The 17256-nt window shown below is 73.1% G+C and carries 16 protein-coding genes; 10 read left to right on the forward strand and 6 right to left on the reverse strand.

Features of this window, described 5'->3' with window-relative positions; genetic code table 11:
• Positions 1-188: 188 nt before the first annotated feature.
• Both AC1Q5D_RS11280 and AC1Q5D_RS11285 read right to left on the reverse strand, forming a co-directional pair.
• Positions 189-1070, reverse strand: a complete 882-nt coding sequence (locus tag AC1Q5D_RS11280; RefSeq protein ID WP_481738691.1) for a shikimate dehydrogenase — start codon at positions 1068-1070, stop codon at positions 189-191.
• Positions 1071-1087: 17 nt separating this feature from the next.
• Positions 1088-1846 carry an IclR family transcriptional regulator gene (locus AC1Q5D_RS11285; protein ID WP_481738690.1) on the reverse strand — a complete coding sequence of 253 codons (759 nt, stop codon included), beginning with the start codon at positions 1844-1846 and terminating at the stop codon, positions 1088-1090.
• Between the two features lie 95 nt (positions 1847-1941).
• Between AC1Q5D_RS11285 and AC1Q5D_RS11290 the strand changes: the two genes are divergently transcribed.
• The 3 genes from AC1Q5D_RS11290 (at position 1942) to AC1Q5D_RS11300 (ending at position 6885) form a co-directional block, all read left to right on the forward strand.
• Positions 1942-3780: a bifunctional sugar phosphate isomerase/epimerase/4-hydroxyphenylpyruvate dioxygenase family protein gene (locus AC1Q5D_RS11290; RefSeq protein WP_481738689.1), complete on the forward strand. Its 1839-nt coding sequence runs from the start codon at positions 1942-1944 to the stop codon at positions 3778-3780.
• 83 nt (positions 3781-3863) lie between these two features.
• Entirely contained in the window at positions 3864-5252 is a 1389-nt protein-coding gene (locus AC1Q5D_RS11295; RefSeq protein ID WP_481738688.1) for an MFS transporter, read from the forward strand.
• A 193-nt stretch (positions 5253-5445) separates the two neighbouring features.
• Entirely contained in the window at positions 5446-6885 is a 1440-nt protein-coding gene (locus tag AC1Q5D_RS11300; RefSeq protein WP_481738687.1) for a lipase maturation factor family protein, read from the forward strand.
• A gap of 21 nt (positions 6886-6906) precedes the next feature.
• Here the strand turns inward: AC1Q5D_RS11300 and AC1Q5D_RS11305 are convergent, their stop codons facing one another.
• On the reverse strand, positions 6907-7254 hold the full coding sequence (locus tag AC1Q5D_RS11305; RefSeq protein WP_481738686.1) for a MerR family transcriptional regulator: 348 nt from the start codon (positions 7252-7254) through the stop codon (positions 6907-6909).
• A gap of 160 nt (positions 7255-7414) precedes the next feature.
• On the opposite strand from AC1Q5D_RS11305, the gene AC1Q5D_RS11310 reads away from it, so the two are divergent.
• Positions 7415-8938 (forward strand): SulP family inorganic anion transporter, encoded by a 1524-nt coding sequence (locus tag AC1Q5D_RS11310; RefSeq protein WP_481738685.1) that lies wholly within the window; start codon positions 7415-7417, stop codon positions 8936-8938.
• 90 nt (positions 8939-9028) lie between these two features.
• A complete protein-coding gene (locus AC1Q5D_RS11315) occupies positions 9029-9196 on the forward strand; it encodes a hypothetical protein (RefSeq protein WP_481738684.1) in 168 nt (55 codons plus the stop codon).
• A gap of 57 nt (positions 9197-9253) precedes the next feature.
• Here AC1Q5D_RS11315 and AC1Q5D_RS11320 read toward each other — a convergent pair whose 3' ends face one another.
• A complete protein-coding gene (locus AC1Q5D_RS11320) occupies positions 9254-9691 on the reverse strand; it encodes a VOC family protein (protein WP_481738683.1) in 438 nt (145 codons plus the stop codon).
• Positions 9692-9850: 159 nt separating this feature from the next.
• Between AC1Q5D_RS11320 and AC1Q5D_RS11325 the strand changes: the two genes are divergently transcribed.
• From AC1Q5D_RS11325 to AC1Q5D_RS11335, 3 genes are all read left to right on the forward strand, one after another.
• The gene (locus AC1Q5D_RS11325; RefSeq protein WP_481738699.1) at positions 9851-11146 is read left to right on the forward strand and encodes a GAF domain-containing protein; all 1296 of its coding nucleotides are present in this window, start codon (positions 9851-9853) and stop codon (positions 11144-11146) included.
• A 118-nt stretch (positions 11147-11264) separates the two neighbouring features.
• The gene (gene adh, locus AC1Q5D_RS11330; RefSeq protein ID WP_481738682.1) at positions 11265-12788 is read left to right on the forward strand and encodes an aldehyde dehydrogenase; all 1524 of its coding nucleotides are present in this window, start codon (positions 11265-11267) and stop codon (positions 12786-12788) included.
• Positions 12789-12941: 153 nt separating this feature from the next.
• A complete protein-coding gene (locus AC1Q5D_RS11335; protein ID WP_481738698.1) occupies positions 12942-13319 on the forward strand; it encodes a DUF779 domain-containing protein in 378 nt (125 codons plus the stop codon).
• Positions 13320-13386: 67 nt separating this feature from the next.
• Here AC1Q5D_RS11335 and AC1Q5D_RS11340 read toward each other — a convergent pair whose 3' ends face one another.
• On the reverse strand, positions 13387-14394 hold the full coding sequence (locus AC1Q5D_RS11340) for a GTP-binding protein (RefSeq protein ID WP_481738681.1): 1008 nt from the start codon (positions 14392-14394) through the stop codon (positions 13387-13389).
• Positions 14395-14478: 84 nt separating this feature from the next.
• Between AC1Q5D_RS11340 and ykgO the strand changes: the two genes are divergently transcribed.
• Positions 14479-14601, forward strand: a complete 123-nt coding sequence (gene ykgO, locus AC1Q5D_RS11345; RefSeq protein ID WP_481738680.1) for a type B 50S ribosomal protein L36 — start codon at positions 14479-14481, stop codon at positions 14599-14601.
• A gap of 178 nt (positions 14602-14779) precedes the next feature.
• On the forward strand, positions 14780-16087 hold the full coding sequence (locus AC1Q5D_RS11350) for an SLC5/6 family protein (protein ID WP_481738679.1): 1308 nt from the start codon (positions 14780-14782) through the stop codon (positions 16085-16087).
• Here the strand turns inward: AC1Q5D_RS11350 and AC1Q5D_RS11355 are convergent.
• Complete coding sequence (locus AC1Q5D_RS11355; protein ID WP_481738678.1) at positions 16084-17241, reverse strand: MFS transporter; 1158 nt, start codon at positions 17239-17241, stop codon at positions 16084-16086. The two genes, AC1Q5D_RS11350 and AC1Q5D_RS11355, sit on opposite strands and share 4 nt — an antisense overlap.
• Between the last annotated feature and the right edge of the window lie 15 nt (positions 17242-17256).

A 17256-nucleotide genomic window follows, 5' to 3' on the forward strand; every position in this document is an offset into this window, starting at 1 on the left:
TGCGAACCGACAAAACTGCCCGCAACTTCCACGCCGCCATACAACTCGCCTCAGCCCTAGTCTGGCTCGGAACCAGCTTTAGCAACACTCCCTAGCGGGCGCCTGCTCGGGAGCCCGGGGCTGGCCTGAGCGCGGGATCCGCGTGCCCGGCCGTGGGGCTTCGCTCCCGAGCGTTGGCGGGTCCCGAACTACCGGGCGCCCTCGCGCTGCGGCAGCAGGGACAGGAAGTGCGCGCGCATGCGGCCGCGGTCCGGCTCCACGCCCGTGATTAGGCGGAACGCATCGACGGCCTGCCCCACGGCCATGTGCCCGCCGTCCAGGACGGGGCACCCGGCGGCGCGGGCCGCGGAGACCAGCTCGGTCTCGATGGGCAGGTACACGACGTCGGCCACCCACTGCGTGCCGTCGAGCAGCGCCGTGTCGAACGGCGTGCCCTGATGTTGGTGCATGCCGACGGGGGTGGCGTTGACGACGCCGTCGGCCGCACGGATCCGGCTGGGCAGGTCGCCGGCGCCGACGGCCTCCACCGTGCTGCCCGAGTGGGCGGCAGCGAGCGCCGCGGCCCGTTCACGGGCCCGTTCCAGGTCGACGTCGTAGAGGCTGAGATGGGCGGTGCCGGCGTCCAGCAACGCGGCGGCGACGGCGGAGCCCGCCCCGCCCGTCCCGACCTGGACGACGTGGTCCCGTGCAGCGCCCGGCAGCCCGGCGGCCAACCCCGAGGCGAAGCCCGTGCGGTCGGTGTTGTGGCCGACGAAGCGGCCGTCCCGGATGAGGACGGTGTTGACCGCGCCGAGGACGGCCGCCGCCGGGTCCACCTCGTCGAGGTGCCCCAGGACCAACTGCTTGCACGGGTGCGTGATGTTGAAGGCGTTGAAGCCCAGGTCCCGCCCGGCGCGGAGCAGCTCCCCGACGTCGGCCGGTCCGCGCCCGATCGCGTCGAGGTCGATGGGGCGGTACAGGTAGTGGAGGCCGTGGTGGCGGGCTTCGGCCTCGTGCATGGGCGGGGTCAGGCTGCGGGTGATGCCGCCGCCGATGAGGCCGACGAGGTGGGACTCGGACGTGGTGCTCATGGTTCTCCTAGGGAGCGCTAGCGCTGGGGCAGGGTGAGGGCGAGTTCGGCGGCCGTGGACCGCAGCGCGGGCAGGAAGCGCCGCAGGCCGTCGAGGTCGGAACGGAAGACGGGGGAGGCGAGGGCCACGGCGGCGATCGTGCGGTCGCCATGGCCAAGGACCGGGACGGACAGGGCGGCCATGCCCACGTCGTTCTCCTCCTGCTGGCCGGCCCAGCCCTGGGCGCGAACGCGCTCGATCTCCTCCCGGAGGGTCGCCCGGTCGGTGATGGAACGCTCCGTGAGGGCCGGCAGCTCGAGGCCCTCCAGGAGCCGCTCCCGGTCTGCGTCGGGGGCGAAGGCCAACAGCACCTTGCCTAGGGCGCTCGTATGCAGGTGCCCCCGGTCGCCCGGATCGGTGGTCGTGCGGAACTGCGGCCCGTCCGTCTTGTGGACCGTCAGGAAGCGGTCGACGTCGAGGACAGCCAACAGGGAACTCTCGCCGGTCGCCGCCGTGAGCTGCTCCAGCAGCGGCACGGCCGCGCCGGCGAAGCCACGCGCGCTGGCCACCTTCCGGCCCAGCTGGTAGACGCGCAATCCCAGCCGGTACCGCTTCTCGCGCGGCTCGAACTCGGCGAAGCCCGTCTCCACCAGCGTGTTCAACAGCCGGTAGGCCGTGCTGAAGGGGTAGCCGACCGCCTCGGCAACCTCGCCCGCCGTCGCGCCCGACGGGTAGTCCCCCAGCAGGGTCAAGACGCCGAACGCCTTGCCGACGGTGCCGGACGCTTCCTTGGCCATGGCCCTCCTTGACAGTGTCGCGAGACCTACATCATACTCAACAACCAGAATACAGCAATCATTGCCAATATTTGGCAATTAGGTGAAAGGCGTTCATGCGGACATCCATCGCCACCGTCTGCCTCTCTGGCGGGCTCGAGGAGAAGCTGCATGCGTGCGCGGCCGCCGGGTTCGACGGGGTGGAGATCTTCGAGCAGGACCTGACCGTCAGCCCGCTCTCCCCCGAGGAGGTCCGCGCGCTCGCCGACCGGCTCGGCCTGCGCCTGGACCTGTTCCAGCCGTTCCGCGACTTCGAGGGCGTGACGGAGGAGGTGCTGGAAGACAACCTGCGCCGGGCCGAGGCCAAGTTCCGCCTCATGAACCGCCTCGGGGTCGACACGATGCTCGTGTGCAGCAACGTCGCCACCGCGTTGATCGACGACGACACCACCGCGGCCCTCCAGTTGCGTCGCCTCGGCGGGCTCGCCGCCCGGTACGGCGTCCGCATCGCTTACGAGGCGCTCGCGTGGGGCCGCTACGTCAACACGTACCGCCACGCCATGCGCATCGTCGAGCTGGCCGACCACCCCGCCGTCGGCACCTGCCTGGACAGCTTCCACATCCTCTCCCGCGGGGACGACCCGTCCGGCATCGCCGGCTTCGACCCGGACAAGGTCTTCTTCGTCCAGCTCGCCGACGCGCCCGTCCTCAGCATGGACGTGCTGTCCTGGAGCCGCCACCACCGCGTCTTCCCGGGCCAGGGCGGGTTCGACCTGCCCGCGTTCCTGGGCCACGTCGCCGCCTGTGGCTACGACGGCGCCGTGTCCCTGGAGATCTTCAACGACACCTTCCGCCAGTCCAACGTCGCGCGCACGGCCGTGGACGCCATGCGTTCCCTGCGCTGGCTGCAGGACCGGACGGCGGCGCGGCTCGCGGACGACGGCGGCGTCCCCGGCACCATGGCGCTGCACACGCTGCCGGCCGTCGCCGAGCCGGACGGCGTGGACTTCGTGGAGATCCGCACGGACGAGCCCGAGGACGTCGCACAGGTCCTGGCCCAGCTTGGATTCCGCTTCCGAGGCCAGCACCGCCGCAAGCCGGTGCAGCTGTGGGAACAGGGCGGGGCGCGCGTGGTCTTCAACGCGCAACGCGCCCGCGGCGGCGGGCCACGCGTCTCCGCCCTCGGCCTGCGCGTTGCCGACCCGACGGCCTCCGCGGCCCGGGCGCGCGAGCTCGCGGCCCCCCCGGTCGCGCGCCACCACGCGCCCGACGAGCAGGCCCTGGCCGGCGTGCGGGCCCCGGACGGCACGGAGGTCTTCTTCACGCCCGCCGGCGGCCCGCCCGAGTGGGCCGGCGAGTTCGGGACGGGCTTCTTGGGCGCCGGCGATGGGCCGATCAGCGCCGTCGACCACATCAACCTCGCGCAGCCGTGGCAGTCGTTCGACGAGGCGGTGCTGTTCTACGAGAGCACCCTCGGGCTGGTGGCGAACGCGCCGTCGGAGGTTCCCAGCCCCCGCGGACTGGTCCGGAGCCAGGTGCTGCGCAGCCGGGCCGGCGGCGTGCGGCTGGCGCTGAACCTCGTGCCGCAGTCCCTGGATTCCGGAACCTACCCGGCGCACGTCGCCTTCGCCACCCGCGACATCGTCGAGGTGGCCCGGCGCGCGAAGGAGGCGGGCATGGAGTTCCTCCCCGTGCCCGAGAACTACTACGAGGACCTCGCGGCGAGGTACCGGATCGATCCCGGAGACCTGGCCGTCTGGCGCGAGCTGGACCTGCTCTACGACCGCGACGGCGACGACGCGTTCCTGCACTTCTACACGGAGACCATCGGAGACCTGTTCTTCGAGGTCGTCGAGCGTCGCGACGGCTACGACGGCTACGGAGGGCCGAACGCCCCCGTCCGCCTCGCCGCCCAATTCGAGCGCAACCGCACCCGCGCCTGGTCCCGGCCCTAGCCGGAGACCGAAGGCGTCTCGTTCCGGCCGCACAGCCGGACCGACGGCGCCCCGCAGCCCCCACGGACACAAAGGACACCCCCATGAACCACCCCACCGCCCCGGCGGGCCCCCCAGTGGCCCACCGGAAGACCCCGAAGAAGGCCGCGCTGGCCAGCTGGATCGGCAGCGCGCTCGAGTACTACGACTTCGCCGTGTACGGCACGGCGGCGGCCCTGGTGCTGAACCACCTGTTCTTCCCGGATGCCACGTCACCGGGCGTCGCGATCCTGCTGTCGATGGGCACGGTGGGCGTCGCTTATGTCGTACGACCGCTTGGCGCGCTCGTCATGGGGCCGCTCGGCGACCGATTCGGCCGCCGCTTTGTTCTCATGCTGACGCTGTTCATGATGGGCGGAGCCACGTTCGCCGTCGGCTGCCTGCCCACGTACGAGCAGGTCGGCGTGCTCGCCCCCGCCCTGCTCGTCTTGTGCCGCATGGTCCAGGGGCTGTCCGCCTCGGGCGAGCAGGCGAGCGCCATCTCCGTCTCGCTCGAGCACGCCGACGAGGACCGGCGCGCCTTCACCACCAGCTGGACCCTGCAGGGAACCCAGTTCGGCACGCTGCTGGCCACCGCCGTCTTCATCCCCTTCACCCTGTTCCTGACCGAGGAGCAGCTCTTCGCCTGGGGCTGGCGCGTCCCGTTCTGGATCTCCGCGGTGGTGGTCGTCGCCGCCTACCTGATCAGGCGCCACCTGGAGGAGCCCCCGGCCTTCGAGGAGGCCGTCGCCGAGGAGGGCGGCCGCCGGGCCGCCACGCCGCTGGGCCTGGTCCTGCGCCACCACAAGGCGGCGGTCCTGCGCATCGCCGCCGCCGCCATGATCAACACGGTCAATGTCGTCTTCCTGGTCTGGTCGCTGTCCTTCGGGACTTCTGTCGTCGGCCTGGACCGCACCACGATGCTGTGGGTACCCGTCGCGGCGAACGGGTTGGCCCTGCTGACCATCCCGCTGCTGGGCGTCCTCGCCGACCGGGTCGGCCGCAAGAAGGTCTTCCTGGGCGGCGTCATCGGCTCTGCGGTGATGATGTACCCGTACCTTGCGGCCGTGTCCGCCGGGAACTGGGGCCTGATCTTCCTGCTCGGCCTGGTGCTCTCCGGGTGCTTCTACTCCATGTCCAATGCGATCTGGCCCTCGTTCTACGCGGAGATGTTCCCGACCCGCGTCCGCGTGACCGGACTGGCCCTCGGCACCCAGATCGGCTTCGCCGTCTCCGGCGGCCTAACCCCGGTCGTCGCCAGCGCCCTGGCCGGCGGGGACGGAGCCAACTGGGTGGCGGTCGCGCTGTTCACGTCCCTGGCCTGCGCCATCGCCGGGGTCGCGGCGCTGACCGCGAAGGAGACGCATCGCCGCACGCTCGCCGAGATCGACGTGCTGCACACGGACCGCACTGAGGCGGCCGAGCTCGGCCGGCTGCGGCCCGCCGCCCGGTAGAAGTTCAGACCACCGGGCGCCCGCGAGATCGCCCCCTGGTGCGGAAAATCGCCCCCTGCAACCGGTGATTTCGCGCCGGAGGGGTGATCTGGCGCCGGAGGGGTGATCTGGCGGCGAAAGGGTGGTGTCGCGCCGGAGGGGTGACGCCGCAGCGCCCCTTCGCCCCCGCGGGCGCGCGTCGTACCGTGGCCCCATGGAGTGGTTCACGGGCTGGCTGTCCGCCGGTGACTACGAGATCGCCCGCGAGATCCTGCAGCGCGGGGTGGCCGCGCTGTACTTCGTCGCGTTCCTGTCCACGCTGAACCAGTTCCCCGCACTGCTGGGGGAGCGGGGCCTGCTGCCCGCCCCGGACCTGCTCGCCCGCGGCGGGGCCCGGGGCTTCACGGTCTTCGCGCGCTGGGGCTACTCGGACGCCAAGCTGCGGGTCGTCTGCGCCGTCGGACTGGCCCTGGCCGCCGCCGTCGTCGTCGGGGTCCCGCAGGCCGGCCCGCCCTGGGTGCCCGTGCTCGTGTTCGGCGCGCTGTACCTGCTCTACATGTCGGTCGTGAACGTCGGCCAGACGTTCTACGGGTTCGGCTGGGAGATGCTGATCCTCGAGGCGGGCCTGACGGTCGGGTTCCTCGGGTCGCACCAGGTTCCGCCGCCCGCGCCCGTGCTGGTCCTGGTGGTCTGGCTTGTGTTCCGGCTGGAGTTCGGGGCCGGGATGATCAAGTGGCGCGGGGATCCCGCCTGGCGGGACCTCACGGCGCTGTACTACCACCACCAGACCCAGCCGATGCCCGGGCCGCTGAGCCGGCAGGCGCACCTGCGGCCGGCCTGGTGGCACCGGGCGGAGGCGGCCGGGAACCACGTGGCGCAGCTCGTGGTCCCGTTCCTGCTGTTCCTGCCGCAGCCGGTCGCGTCGATCGGCGCGGCGGTCGTCGTCTTCACGCAGCTGTGGCTCGTCGCTACCGGCAACTTCGCGTGGCTGAACTGGATCACGATCGTCCTGGCGTTCTGCGCCGTGTCCGACCGGGCCTTCCACGCGGTGCTGCCGTTCGTGCCCGAGGACCTCGGAACGGCCGCCGAGGCCCCAATCTGGTGGAACATCGCGGTCCTCGTGTTCGCGCTGCTCGTGGCGTTCCTGAGCATCCCGGCCCTGCAGAACCTGTTCTCCCCGCGGCAGCTGATGAACGCGAGCTTCAACGGCTGGCAGATCGGCAACGCGTACGGCGCGTTCGGCTCGATGACGAAGGAGCGGATCGAGGTCACCGTGCAGGGCACGCGCGACCCCGACCCCGAGCACGCCGCGTGGGAGGAGTACCAGTTCAAGGGCAAGCCGGGCGACGTGATGCGCCGCTCGCGCCAGTTCGCGCCGTACCACCTGCGGCTCGACTGGCTGATGTGGTTCCTGCCGCTCGGCACCGTCCACGAGCGCTGGTTCCACGCGTTCCTGGGCAAGCTCCTCGAGGCGGACCCGGCCGTGCTGGCCCTGTTGCGCGTCGACCCGTTCGGCGGCGAGCGGCCCGCGGCCATCCGCGTCCTCAAGCACCGCTACCGCTACGCGACCCGCGCCGAGCGCCGGAAGACCGGAGCCTGGTGGGTGCGCGACCACGAGCGCGAGGTCATCCCTCCCGTCGCGCTGCGCGGCTAGCGGACGACGGCGGCGCCCGGGCTAGGTGCGGACGCGCGCGGCCTCCAGCGCGGCGACGACGTCCTCCGCCGCCGCGAGGTGGCGGGCCAGCTTGTCCCGCCGGGCGCGGGCCGTGGCCAGCTGCTCGGCCACCCATCCCGGGTCCGCCGCGGACCCCTCGAGGACCTCGAGCAGGGCGGGCATCTCCTCGAGCGCGAACCCCATCGGCTTGAGCTTCATGACCAGCAGCAGGCGGTCGTGGTCCGCCTCCGAGAAGACGCGGAACCCGCCCTCGGTGCGCTGGGTCCCGGGGAGCAGGCCGAGCTCGTCGTAGTGCCGGATGCTGCGCAGGGACAACCCGGTCCGCTCCGCCAGTTCGCCGATGTGCACGCCGCCGCCTTTCCCGAGTGTGCGCTTCGGCTCATTCAAGCACGAACGGCCCTGGCAACCCTGACGCTGCGTTAGAGTTATCGGGTCGCGCCGCCGACGCCGCCGTCGCGTCCCCACCCGTACCGCCGCGCCCCCGCGCGCCCCGATCCGGAAGGCCGCCGTGTCCGCCACCGCAGCACCCGCCAGCGACGCGCTGGCGCCCGAGGAGCGACAGTCCGTCCTCCGCACGCTGAAGTCCCCCCGCCTGCTCAAGACCGAGGTCCTGGCCGGCCTCGTCGTCGCGCTCGCCCTGATCCCGGAGGCGATCGCGTTCAGCATCATCGCCGGCGTGGACCCCCGCGTCGGCCTGTTCGCCGCGTTCACGATGGCCGTGACCATCGCCTTCGTCGGTGGCCGCCCCGCCATGATCTCCGCGGCCACCGGCGCCGTCGCCCTGGTCATCGCGCCGCTCATGGCCAGCCACGGGCTCGACTACTTCATCGCGGCCGTCGTCCTGGCCGGCGTCCTGCAGGTGGTCCTCGCGCTGCTGGGGGTCGCGAAGGTGATGCGCTTCATCCCGCGCTCCGTCATGGTGGGCTTCGTCAACGCGCTGGCCATCCTCATCTTCATGGCCCAGGTGCCCGAGCTCATCGGAGTGCCGTGGCTGGTCTACCCGCTCACGGCCGTGGGGCTGCTCATCGTCTTCGGCCTGCCGCGGCTGACGACGGCGGTGCCCGCGCCCCTGGTCGCCATCGTCGTCCTGGGCGTCGCGGTGGTGGCCGCCGGCATCGACGTTCCCGCCGTCGGCGACAAGGGCGACCTGCCCGACTCCCTGCCCACGCTGTTCCTCCCGGACGTCCCCCTGACCGGCGAGACGCTCGGCATCGTCTTCCCGTACGCCCTGTCGATGGCGATCGTCGGCCTGCTCGAGTCGCTGATGACGGCGAAGCTGGTCGACGACGTCACGGACACGCGCTCCAACAAGTCCCGGGAGTCCTGGGGCCAGGGCGTCGCCAACGTGGTCTCCGGCTTCTTCGGCGGCATGGGCGGCTGCGCGATGATCGGCCAGACCATGATCAACGTCAAGGGCTCCGGCGCCCGGACGCGCATCTCCACGTTCCTGGCCGGCCTGTTCCTGATCATCCTGGTCGTGGCGCTGGGCGACGTCGTCGCGCTGATCCCCATGGCCGCGCTGGTCGCCGTGATGATCTTCGTGTCGATCGTGACGTTCGACTGGCACTCCGTGACCCCCGCGTCGCTCCGCCGGATGCCCAAGAGCGAGACCGCGGTCATGCTGGCCACGGTCGCGGTCACGGTGGCCACCCACAACCTCGCGATCGGTGTGGGCGTCGGCGTCCTCACCGCGATGGTGATGTTCGCGCGCCGCGTCGCGCACTTCGCGACGGTGGAGCGCAAGGTCATCGGCGCGGGCACGGACGCGATCGCCCGCTACGAGGTGGACGGCGAGCTGTTCTTCGCCTCCTCCAACGACCTGTACACGCAGTTCGACTACGCGGGCGACCCCGAGCGGATCGTCATCGACCTGTCCCGCTCGCATCTGTGGGACGCGTCGACCATCGCGGCGCTGGACGCCGTCGAGGCCAAGTACGGCCAGTACGGCAAGCGCGTCAAGGTCGTCGGCTTGAACCGGGCCAGCGAGGACATGCGCGCCCGGCTGGCCGGCAAGCTCGGCGCCGGCCACTAGGACGCGGCCCGTGCCACCCCTTAACCCTGCCGGGGCGCGGGGCTACAGTGGCGCTACCGGCACGGGCCGGCACGGGAAGGAGTGGAGGACATGGGCGACTACCACGCGTACACGGACGCGGAGAAGGCGACGTACCTGGCCCCGGTCTGCGACCGCTGCGGCCAGCACCGGCACATCGTGTGGGAGGACCTCGGCGAGGGCGAGCGGCACTGGGTGCCCCGCGACGCGGGCTGCTCCAACGAGGCCTGCGGAACCTAGCCGGACGGCTCCAGCGAGGGGGACGCCCGCCGGCCGGCCGTCCCCCGAGCGCCCGAGCTACTCGCCGGACTCCTCCGTGGGCACGGAGCCGTCGTCGGGCATGTCCATCCAGCCCAGCTCCCAGACGTGTCCGTCCGGATCCGTGATCGCGCCGGAGTAGAAGCCCGGCATTTCCTCCTTGGCCTGCCGGTAGACCGCGCCGCCGTTCGCCGTCGCGGCCTGCATCAGGCGGTCGACGTCGGCCCGGGAGTCGCAGGCGAGGGCGTTCAGCATCTGCTTGGAGCCGTCGCCGAAGGCCGGCCGGTCCCCGGGGGCCAGGAACGAGGTGAAGTAGTCCTCGTGGAGGACCATCGCCCAGATCTCCGGCGTGTACATCCACGCGGATGCCTGGTCGTTGGAGAAGTCGGGGTTCTTTTCGAAGCCGAGCCCCTGGTAGAAGCCGTCGGCGGCTGCCAGATTGCGGGTGGGGAGGTTGACGAAGATCATGCGGGCCATAGTCGTGTCCTCTCGGTCGGGGCGCGGGAGTGCACCAGTGCAGATTCTCCCGGGGGGACTGGCCGCGCACCAGTGCCGGGGCCGACCGGATTCGCCTATGCTGTGAGCCACGACACCCCGCCGGTTCCCGTGCCGCCGGCCCGGCCGCGCCCCTCCAGGATGGTGACCTTGCCGCTGACCTCTCCGGCCGCCGCCGCCCTGCAGCGCCGCGCCCTGCTCGCCCACACGGACCTCGGAACCGCCCGCGCGCTCGCCGGGCTCCGGCCCGTCGTCGCCGACTCGTGGACCCGGTCCCTCGCGCACCTGGGCGGGCCGGAGCGCGCCGTGCCGCGCCCCGTCCTGCCCGGGGGCGAGCTCGAGCGGCTGCGCCGCGGGAATCCGCTGGCGCTGGTCCGGCCCGTCTTCGAACGGCTCCTTGTCGAGCCCGCGCGGGGGACCGGCCTGCTCGTCGCCGTCGGCGATGCCCAGGGCCGGCTGCTGTGGGTCGACGGCGACGCCGCGGCCCGGCGCCGCGCGGAGGCCATGGCGTTCGAGCCCGGCGCCGACTGGTCCGAGGCCGCCGTCGGCACGTCGGCCCCCGGCACCGCGCTCGCCGTCGGCGCGGGGGTCCAGGTCGCGGGGGCGGAGCACTTCTCGCGGGCGGCGCACCAGTGGTCCTGCAGCGCGGTGCCCATCGCCTGCCCGGACACGGGGCGGCTGCTCGGGGTCGTGGACCTCACGGGCGACGAGCAGGCCGTCGCCGCCCATTCGCTGGCGCTCCTGCAGGCCGCCGTCGCCGCGGCGCAGGCAGAGATGCGGCTCGCGCGCCTCGCATTACCGCAGGGCGACGGCGGGGCCCGGCGCCCGGCCGCGGGCCGCGCGGCCCGAACCGCCGTCCTGTCGGTGACCGGCCCCGCCGCCGAGGCGACCGCGCCCGACGGGACCCGGCGCCCCCTGGGGCTGCGCCACGCGGAGATCCTCACCCTGTTGGCGCTCCACCCCGCCGGACTCACCGCGGAGGGCCTCGCCGACCTGCTCCACGCGGAACCGGACGCCGCCGACGTCGGGACGGTGCGCGCGGAGATGGTGCGGCTGCGCCGGGCGGCCGAGGCCATCAACCCGGTGCTCGTTCCCGCGTCGCGCCCCTACCGCCTGCGCGCGGGGGTGCGCACCGACGCCCAGTCCGTCCTGGACGCCCTCGAGGCCGGCGACCACGCGGCCGCGCTCGGAAGCTACCGGGGCCGGGTCCTGCCGCGCTCGGAGGCACCGGGGGTCGCGGCCCTGCGGGAGCGGGTCTCCGCCACGCTGCGCGAGGCCATGGTCGCGGATGCCGACGCCGACAGCCTGCTGGCCTACCTCGCGCTGCCCGAGGCCGCCGACGACGCCGACGGGCTGCGCACGGCCCTGCGCCTGTTGCCGGAAAGGTCGCCGCGGCGCGCCGCCGTCGTCGCCCGGCTCGAGGCACTCGGCGCGTAGGGCGCCGCCGTCGCCCCCGGCCGCGGGGAGGCGCCCGCTGCAACGTTGCTGCAACGTGGCGCTCCGTAGCGTGACGGGCACCACAGTCCACCGCTTCGGCGGCATCGAAGGAGTTGCCATGACCGTTTACGCGAACCCGAACACCGAGGGCGCGCTGATCGACTTCAAGCCCCGCTACGAGCACTGGATCGGCGGCGAGTGGAAGGCGCCGGCGCAGGGCCGGTACTTCGAGAACATCACCCCGGTCACGGGCAAGCCGTTCTGCGAGATCGCCCGCGGCACCGCCGAGGACATCGAGGCGGCCCTCGACGCGGCGCACGGGGCCGCCCCGGCCTGGGGGGCGACCAGCCCGGCCGAGCGCGCGAACGTGCTGAACCGGATCGCGGACCGCATGGAGCAGAACCTCGAGATGCTCGCCGTCGCCGAGACCTGGGACAACGGCAAGGCGGTCCGGGAGACGCTCAACGCGGACCTGCCCCTGGCCGTGGACCACTTCCGGTACTACGCCGGCGCGATCCGGGCCCAGGAGGGCCGGCTGTCCCAGATCGACGAGCACACCACCGCCTACCACTTCCACGAGCCGCTGGGCGTGGTCGGGCAGATCATCCCGTGGAACTTCCCGATCCTCATGGCCACGTGGAAGCTGGCCCCGGCCCTGGCCGCGGGCAACGCCGTCGTCCTCAAGCCGGCCGAGCAGACCCCGGCGTCGATCCTGGTCCTGATGGAGCTGATCGCGGACCTGCTGCCGGCGGGCGTGGTCAACGTCGTCAACGGGTTCGGGCTCGAGGCCGGCAAGCCGCTGGCCGCCAACAAGCGCATCCGCAAGATCGCGTTCACCGGCGAGACCACGACCGGCCGGCTGATCATGCAGTACGCCTCGGAGAACCTCATCCCCGTGACCCTCGAACTGGGCGGGAAGAGCCCGAACATCTTCTTCGAGGACGTCGCCGCCGCCAACGACGCGTTCTACGACAAGGCCCAGGAGGGGTTCGCCATGTTCGCGCTGAACCAGGGCGAGGTCTGCACCTGCCCGTCGCGCGCACTGGTCCAGGAGTCGATCTACGACGCCTTCATGGGCGACGCGGTCGCCCGCGTCCAGGCGATCCGGCAGGGCAACCCGCTGGACACCGACACGATGATGGGCGCCCAGGCCTCCAGCGACCAGCTGGAGAAGATCCTCTCCTACATCGACATCGGCCGGCAGGAGGGCGCGAAGGTCCTCACCGGCGGGGCGCGCGCGGACCTCGGCGGGGACCTGGCCGGGGGGTACTACGTGCAGCCCACCGTCTTCGAGGGCGACAACTCCATGCGCATCTTCCAGGAGGAGATCTTCGGGCCCGTCGTCTCGGTGGCCCGCTTCGGCGACTACGACGACGCGCTCAAGACGGCGAACGACACGCTCTACGGGCTCGGCGCCGGGGTGTGGTCCCGCGACGGCGCCACCGCCTACCGCGCCGGCCGCGAGATCCAGGCCGGCCGCGTGTGGGTGAACAACTACCACGCTTACCCCGCGCACGCGGCGTTCGGCGGGTACAAGTCCTCGGGCATCGGCCGCGAGACCCACCTGATGATGCTCGAGCACTACCAGCAGACCAAGAACCTGCTGGTGTCCTACAACGAGAACAAGCTCGGCTTCTTCTAGGAGGCGGGCGACGGCGGGCGCCGGCGCCGGGAACGCCCCGCCCCGGCGCCCCGCCACATGCCACAGGACGCATATTCCCGCGAAGGCATCCACCGGGTGGCGCGGGACGACCGGAAGGGGGCCGCCGTGGCGGCGACGATCGAGGCCAGTCCGATGGAGGGCGAGGACTTCTCCCGGGTGGCGCTGACGGCGGAGGCCGCCGGGCTGCTGCGCAGCCTGTGGGGCGTCCACGGGCCGCTGATGTTCCACCAGTCGGGCGGGTGCTGCGACGGGTCGGCGCCCATGTGCTTCCCGGACGGGGAGTTCAGGACCGGCTCGAGCGACGTCCTGCTGGGGACGTTCGACCTGGACGACGGCGCCGGCGGGCGGCTCGGCCCGATCGGCTTCTGGATGTCGGCCGAGCAGTTCGCCTACTGGGGGCACACGCACCTGACGGTCGACGTCGTCGACGGCCGCGGCGCCGGGTTCTCCGTCGAGGCGCCCGAGGGCAAGCGCTTCCTGATCCGCAGCCGGCTCATCGGCGCGGGGTAGCCGCGCGGCGGGCCGCCGGGTGGGGCCGCGGGAGGCCGGTGGCGGAAAGCACGCCGTGGCGGCGCCGCTAGCCTGCGCGGCCGTGCCGGCCCGCCAGGTCCCAGGCGGGCAGGGGGTCGTCGTATCCCGCCCACGCGTCGGGGCCGGCCAGTAGTTCGGCGTCCGTCAGGGCGGCCTCGTCGAGCCGCGCCGCGACGCCGGCGCGGTCCAGGTCCAGGCCGAAGACGGCGACGTCCTGCCCGGGACTGAGCGGCTCCCCGGCGCCGTCGACGGCGAGCGGGTCGAAGGAGGCCATGCCGCCGGCCTGCCGCCACTGCGCCGTCGCACCCGGGCGGGTGGCGAATCGGCAGAAGCCGACGGAGCGGACCAGCCGCCCGTGCCGGCCGGAGTCCAGGACCCGCAGCGCCTCCACGAGCCGGCCGGGGTGGAAGGGGCGCAGCTGCCGGTAGCGCAGGTGCCCGACGCGGCGGTGCCGGTGGCGCGGGGCGAAGTCGCCGTTGAGCACCGCGAGCCACCCGAAGCCGCCGCCCCCGGGGCGGGACCCGTCGTCCAGGGGCGGTGCCTCCGGGGCGTCGGCGAGCCAGAGGCGCGCCTCGGGGTTGAGGTGGGAGACGACGGCCAGGGCCACGTCCAGCTCCGCCGGGGGGACGAGCGAGGTGTTCAGCAGCACGACGCACGTGGCCCACTCGATGTGGTCGGCCAAGAGCTCGGCGTGCGCCGTCAGGTGCCCCGGCGCCCCCGCGGCGGGGGTGGCGAAGTACCCCTCCTCCCGCAGGTCGTCGAAGAACCGGGCGGCGTCGACGACCGCGACGGTGTGTGCCGTGCGGGCGCCGCCGTCGGCCCCCTCCGGCGGCATCGTCGCGACGACCTCCGCCGGGGCCCAGGCGGGCGGGCAATAGAGGACGACGCCCCCGCGCGGGGTGGCGCCCACGAGGGCCGCCGCGTCGCCGGGGCGCAGGGACAGGCCGGTTTCCGCGGGGGCCAGGTGGAGGTCGCCGCGCGCCTCGGCGAGGCGGCGGGCGACGGCGCGGCGCTGCGACGCGCACAGGCCGAACAGGGCGACGACGGGAATCACGGGTGGTCCTCTTCCGGGGTGGCGGGTTGCGGGCCGGACCAGCCTATACTGTTGCAATTGATTCTCAATAACAGGAGGTTTTCCGTGAAGGTCCGCGCATCCATCCGTTCGCTCGCCCGGCAGCCCGGCGCGCAGATCGTCCGCCGCCGGGGCCGGACGTTCGTCATCAACAAGCGCAACCCCCGGATGAAGGGCCGCCAGGGGTAGCCGGCGCGGCGGGGGCCCGGCGCCGCGGGCCCCCGATTCGGCGCGCCCGTGTGCCCTGCACTACACTCCCTTGCGGCCCCTGCCCGTCCCCACCGGGACCGTCGGGCGCGCCGCAGACCTGCGCAGAACCCGCGCGCCGCACCAACGGGGCAATCCCCCGCCCCACGAGGAGTACCAGATGGCATCCGGCCACCCGTCCCCGCCGCCCGGCGACCAGTCAGCCCCCGCCGCCCCCGCCCCCGCGGCCCACCCGGCCCCGCCGCGCTGGAACCGGTTCGACACCAGCTGGACCATCGGCCTCTTCGGCACCGCCGTCGGCGCCGGGATCCTGTTCCTGCCCATCAACGCGGGCCTCGGTGGCCTGTGGCCCCTGCTCATCGCGACCCTGCTCATCGGGCCGATGACCTACTTCTCCCACCGCGCCCTGTCCCGGATCGTGTGCGCGTCGCCGAACCCGGGCCGGGACATCACCGGCGTCGTCCGCGACTACTTCGGCGAGGGCGCCGGCCGCGTCGTCACCGTCCTGTACTTCCTGGCGATCTACCCCATCGTCCTGATCTACGGCGTCGGCATCACCAACACGGTGGACAGCCTCATGGTCAACCAGCTCGGGATGGACCCCTGGCCGCGCTGGCTGCTGTCCGGGATCCTCGTCCTGCTGATGTCCGCCGTGATGGTCGCCGGGCGCGGGATCATGCTCGTGGTCACGCAGTGGCTGGTCTACCCGCTGATCGCGGTCCTCTTCGTCGTGACCCTGCTGCTCATTCCGCGCTGGTCCTTCGACGGCTTCGGCGCCGTGCCGGCCGCCGGCGACTTCGCGATGTCCCTGTGGCTGATGATCCCGGTCATGGTCTTCGCCTTCAACCACTCGCCGGCGATCTCCCAGTTCTCCGTCTCCCTGCGCGGGCGCTACGGCGCCGGCTCCGTGCGCAAGGCCTCGTCGATCCTGCGGGTCACCTCCGTGATGCTGGTCGTGTTCACCATGGGCTTCGTCTGGTCGTGCGTGCTCGCCCTCGGCCCCGACGGCCTGCAGGAGGCCAAGGAGGCGAACCTCCCGGTCCTGTCCCACCTGGCCAACGTCATGGGCATGCCGATCATCGAGTGGCTTGGCCCCGCCGTGGCCGTGGCCGCCATCGGCTCCTCGTTCTTCGGCCACTGGCTCGGCGCCTTCGAGGGCGCGCAGGGCATCGTCCGCAGCATGGTGGACCCCGGGGCCCGGCGCATCGGCGACCGCGGCCTGCGGATCGCCATCTCCGCCTTCCTGATCGCGACGACCTGGCTGGCCGGCGTCATGAACCCGAGCATCCTGTCCCTCATCGAGTCGCTGGCCGGCCCGGTCATCGCGGCCGTGCTGTACCTGATGCCGATGTACGCGATCCGCAAGGTCCCGGCGCTCGCCCCGTTCCGCGGGAAGCTGTCCAACGTCTTCGTGGTCGTGGCCGGGATCGTCGCCGTGGGCGGGATCCTGATCGGGTTCCTCCCCTAGGCGCGCCGTCCCCGCGCCAGCGCCAGCGGCAGCGTCGCCAGCGAGAACGCCGCGCACGCGAGCAGGGCCGCGGGGAAGGACAGGCCGGCCGCGAGCGCGCCGACCAGGACCGACCCGATGCCCGTGCCGGCGTCGAACCCGACGTTCCACACGGCGCTGGCCAGCCCGTAGTCGCGGCGGCGGACGACGGCGAAGGACTCGACGAGCGTCAGGTTCTGCAGCCCGCCGTAGCTGACCCCGACGATCGCCAGGCCCAGCAGCAGCGCGGGGACGAGCGTCCGGTCGGGGTCGACGACGGCCCAGGCGGCCAGGCCGAGCCCGGCGATCGTCAGCAGGACCAGCGGGGCCAGGAACGCGTGGGCGCCGTGCCGGTCCGCCAGCCCGCCGAACCGCCACCGGCTGACCGCCGCCGTCGCCGTGAGCAGCAGCAGGCCGGCCGTCGTCGCGGCCGGGCTGGAGCTCATCTGGGGCGTGAACGTGATCAGGGCGCCGCCGGCCAGAGTCACGGCCAGGAGCAGGGCCATCGGCCGGACCAGCCGGGCGAGCGCGCCGCGGCGTCCGCCGTCCAGGCGTGCCGCGGCGCCGCCGTCGTCCGCACCATGCTCCACCGGCTCCGGCAGCGCGTGCAGGTGCCGCGCGAGCCGCACCGCCGGCAGCACCCCGAGCAGCGGCAGGGCGCCGAGCGCGAACACGGGCCAGAAGCCGATGTTCCCGGCGATCCACGGCGTCGCCGGGAGCAGGAGCAGCTGCGGCGCCGCGATCGCCAGCCCGTACGCGCCGATCGCCTTGCCGCGCCGCCCCGGCTCCACGAGCTCGGCGACGGCCGCGCTGCCCGAGACCGTGAGGATGCCGAAGCCCAGCCCGCGCACCGCGGAGAGCAGCAGGACCGGCACCAGCTCGGGCGACGCCGCGAACAGCAACGGCGGCACGCCGAGCAGCACCATGCCCGCGGCCAGGACCGGGGCCCACCCGAGGCGGCGCAACGCCCCCGGCACGAACGGCTGCGCCAGCACCGTGAACAGCATCAGGACGCCGTTGACGAGGCCGGACCCTCCGGCGCCGGCCCCGCCCTCGAGCGCCCACAGCGGCGCCGTGGGCAGCAGGGCGGAGAACCCGGAGAACCCGAACGCCGTCATCGTGAGCAGGGCCGGCATCCCCGGCGCCCGCCA

The organism is Arthrobacter paludis (genome assembly GCF_056782315.1).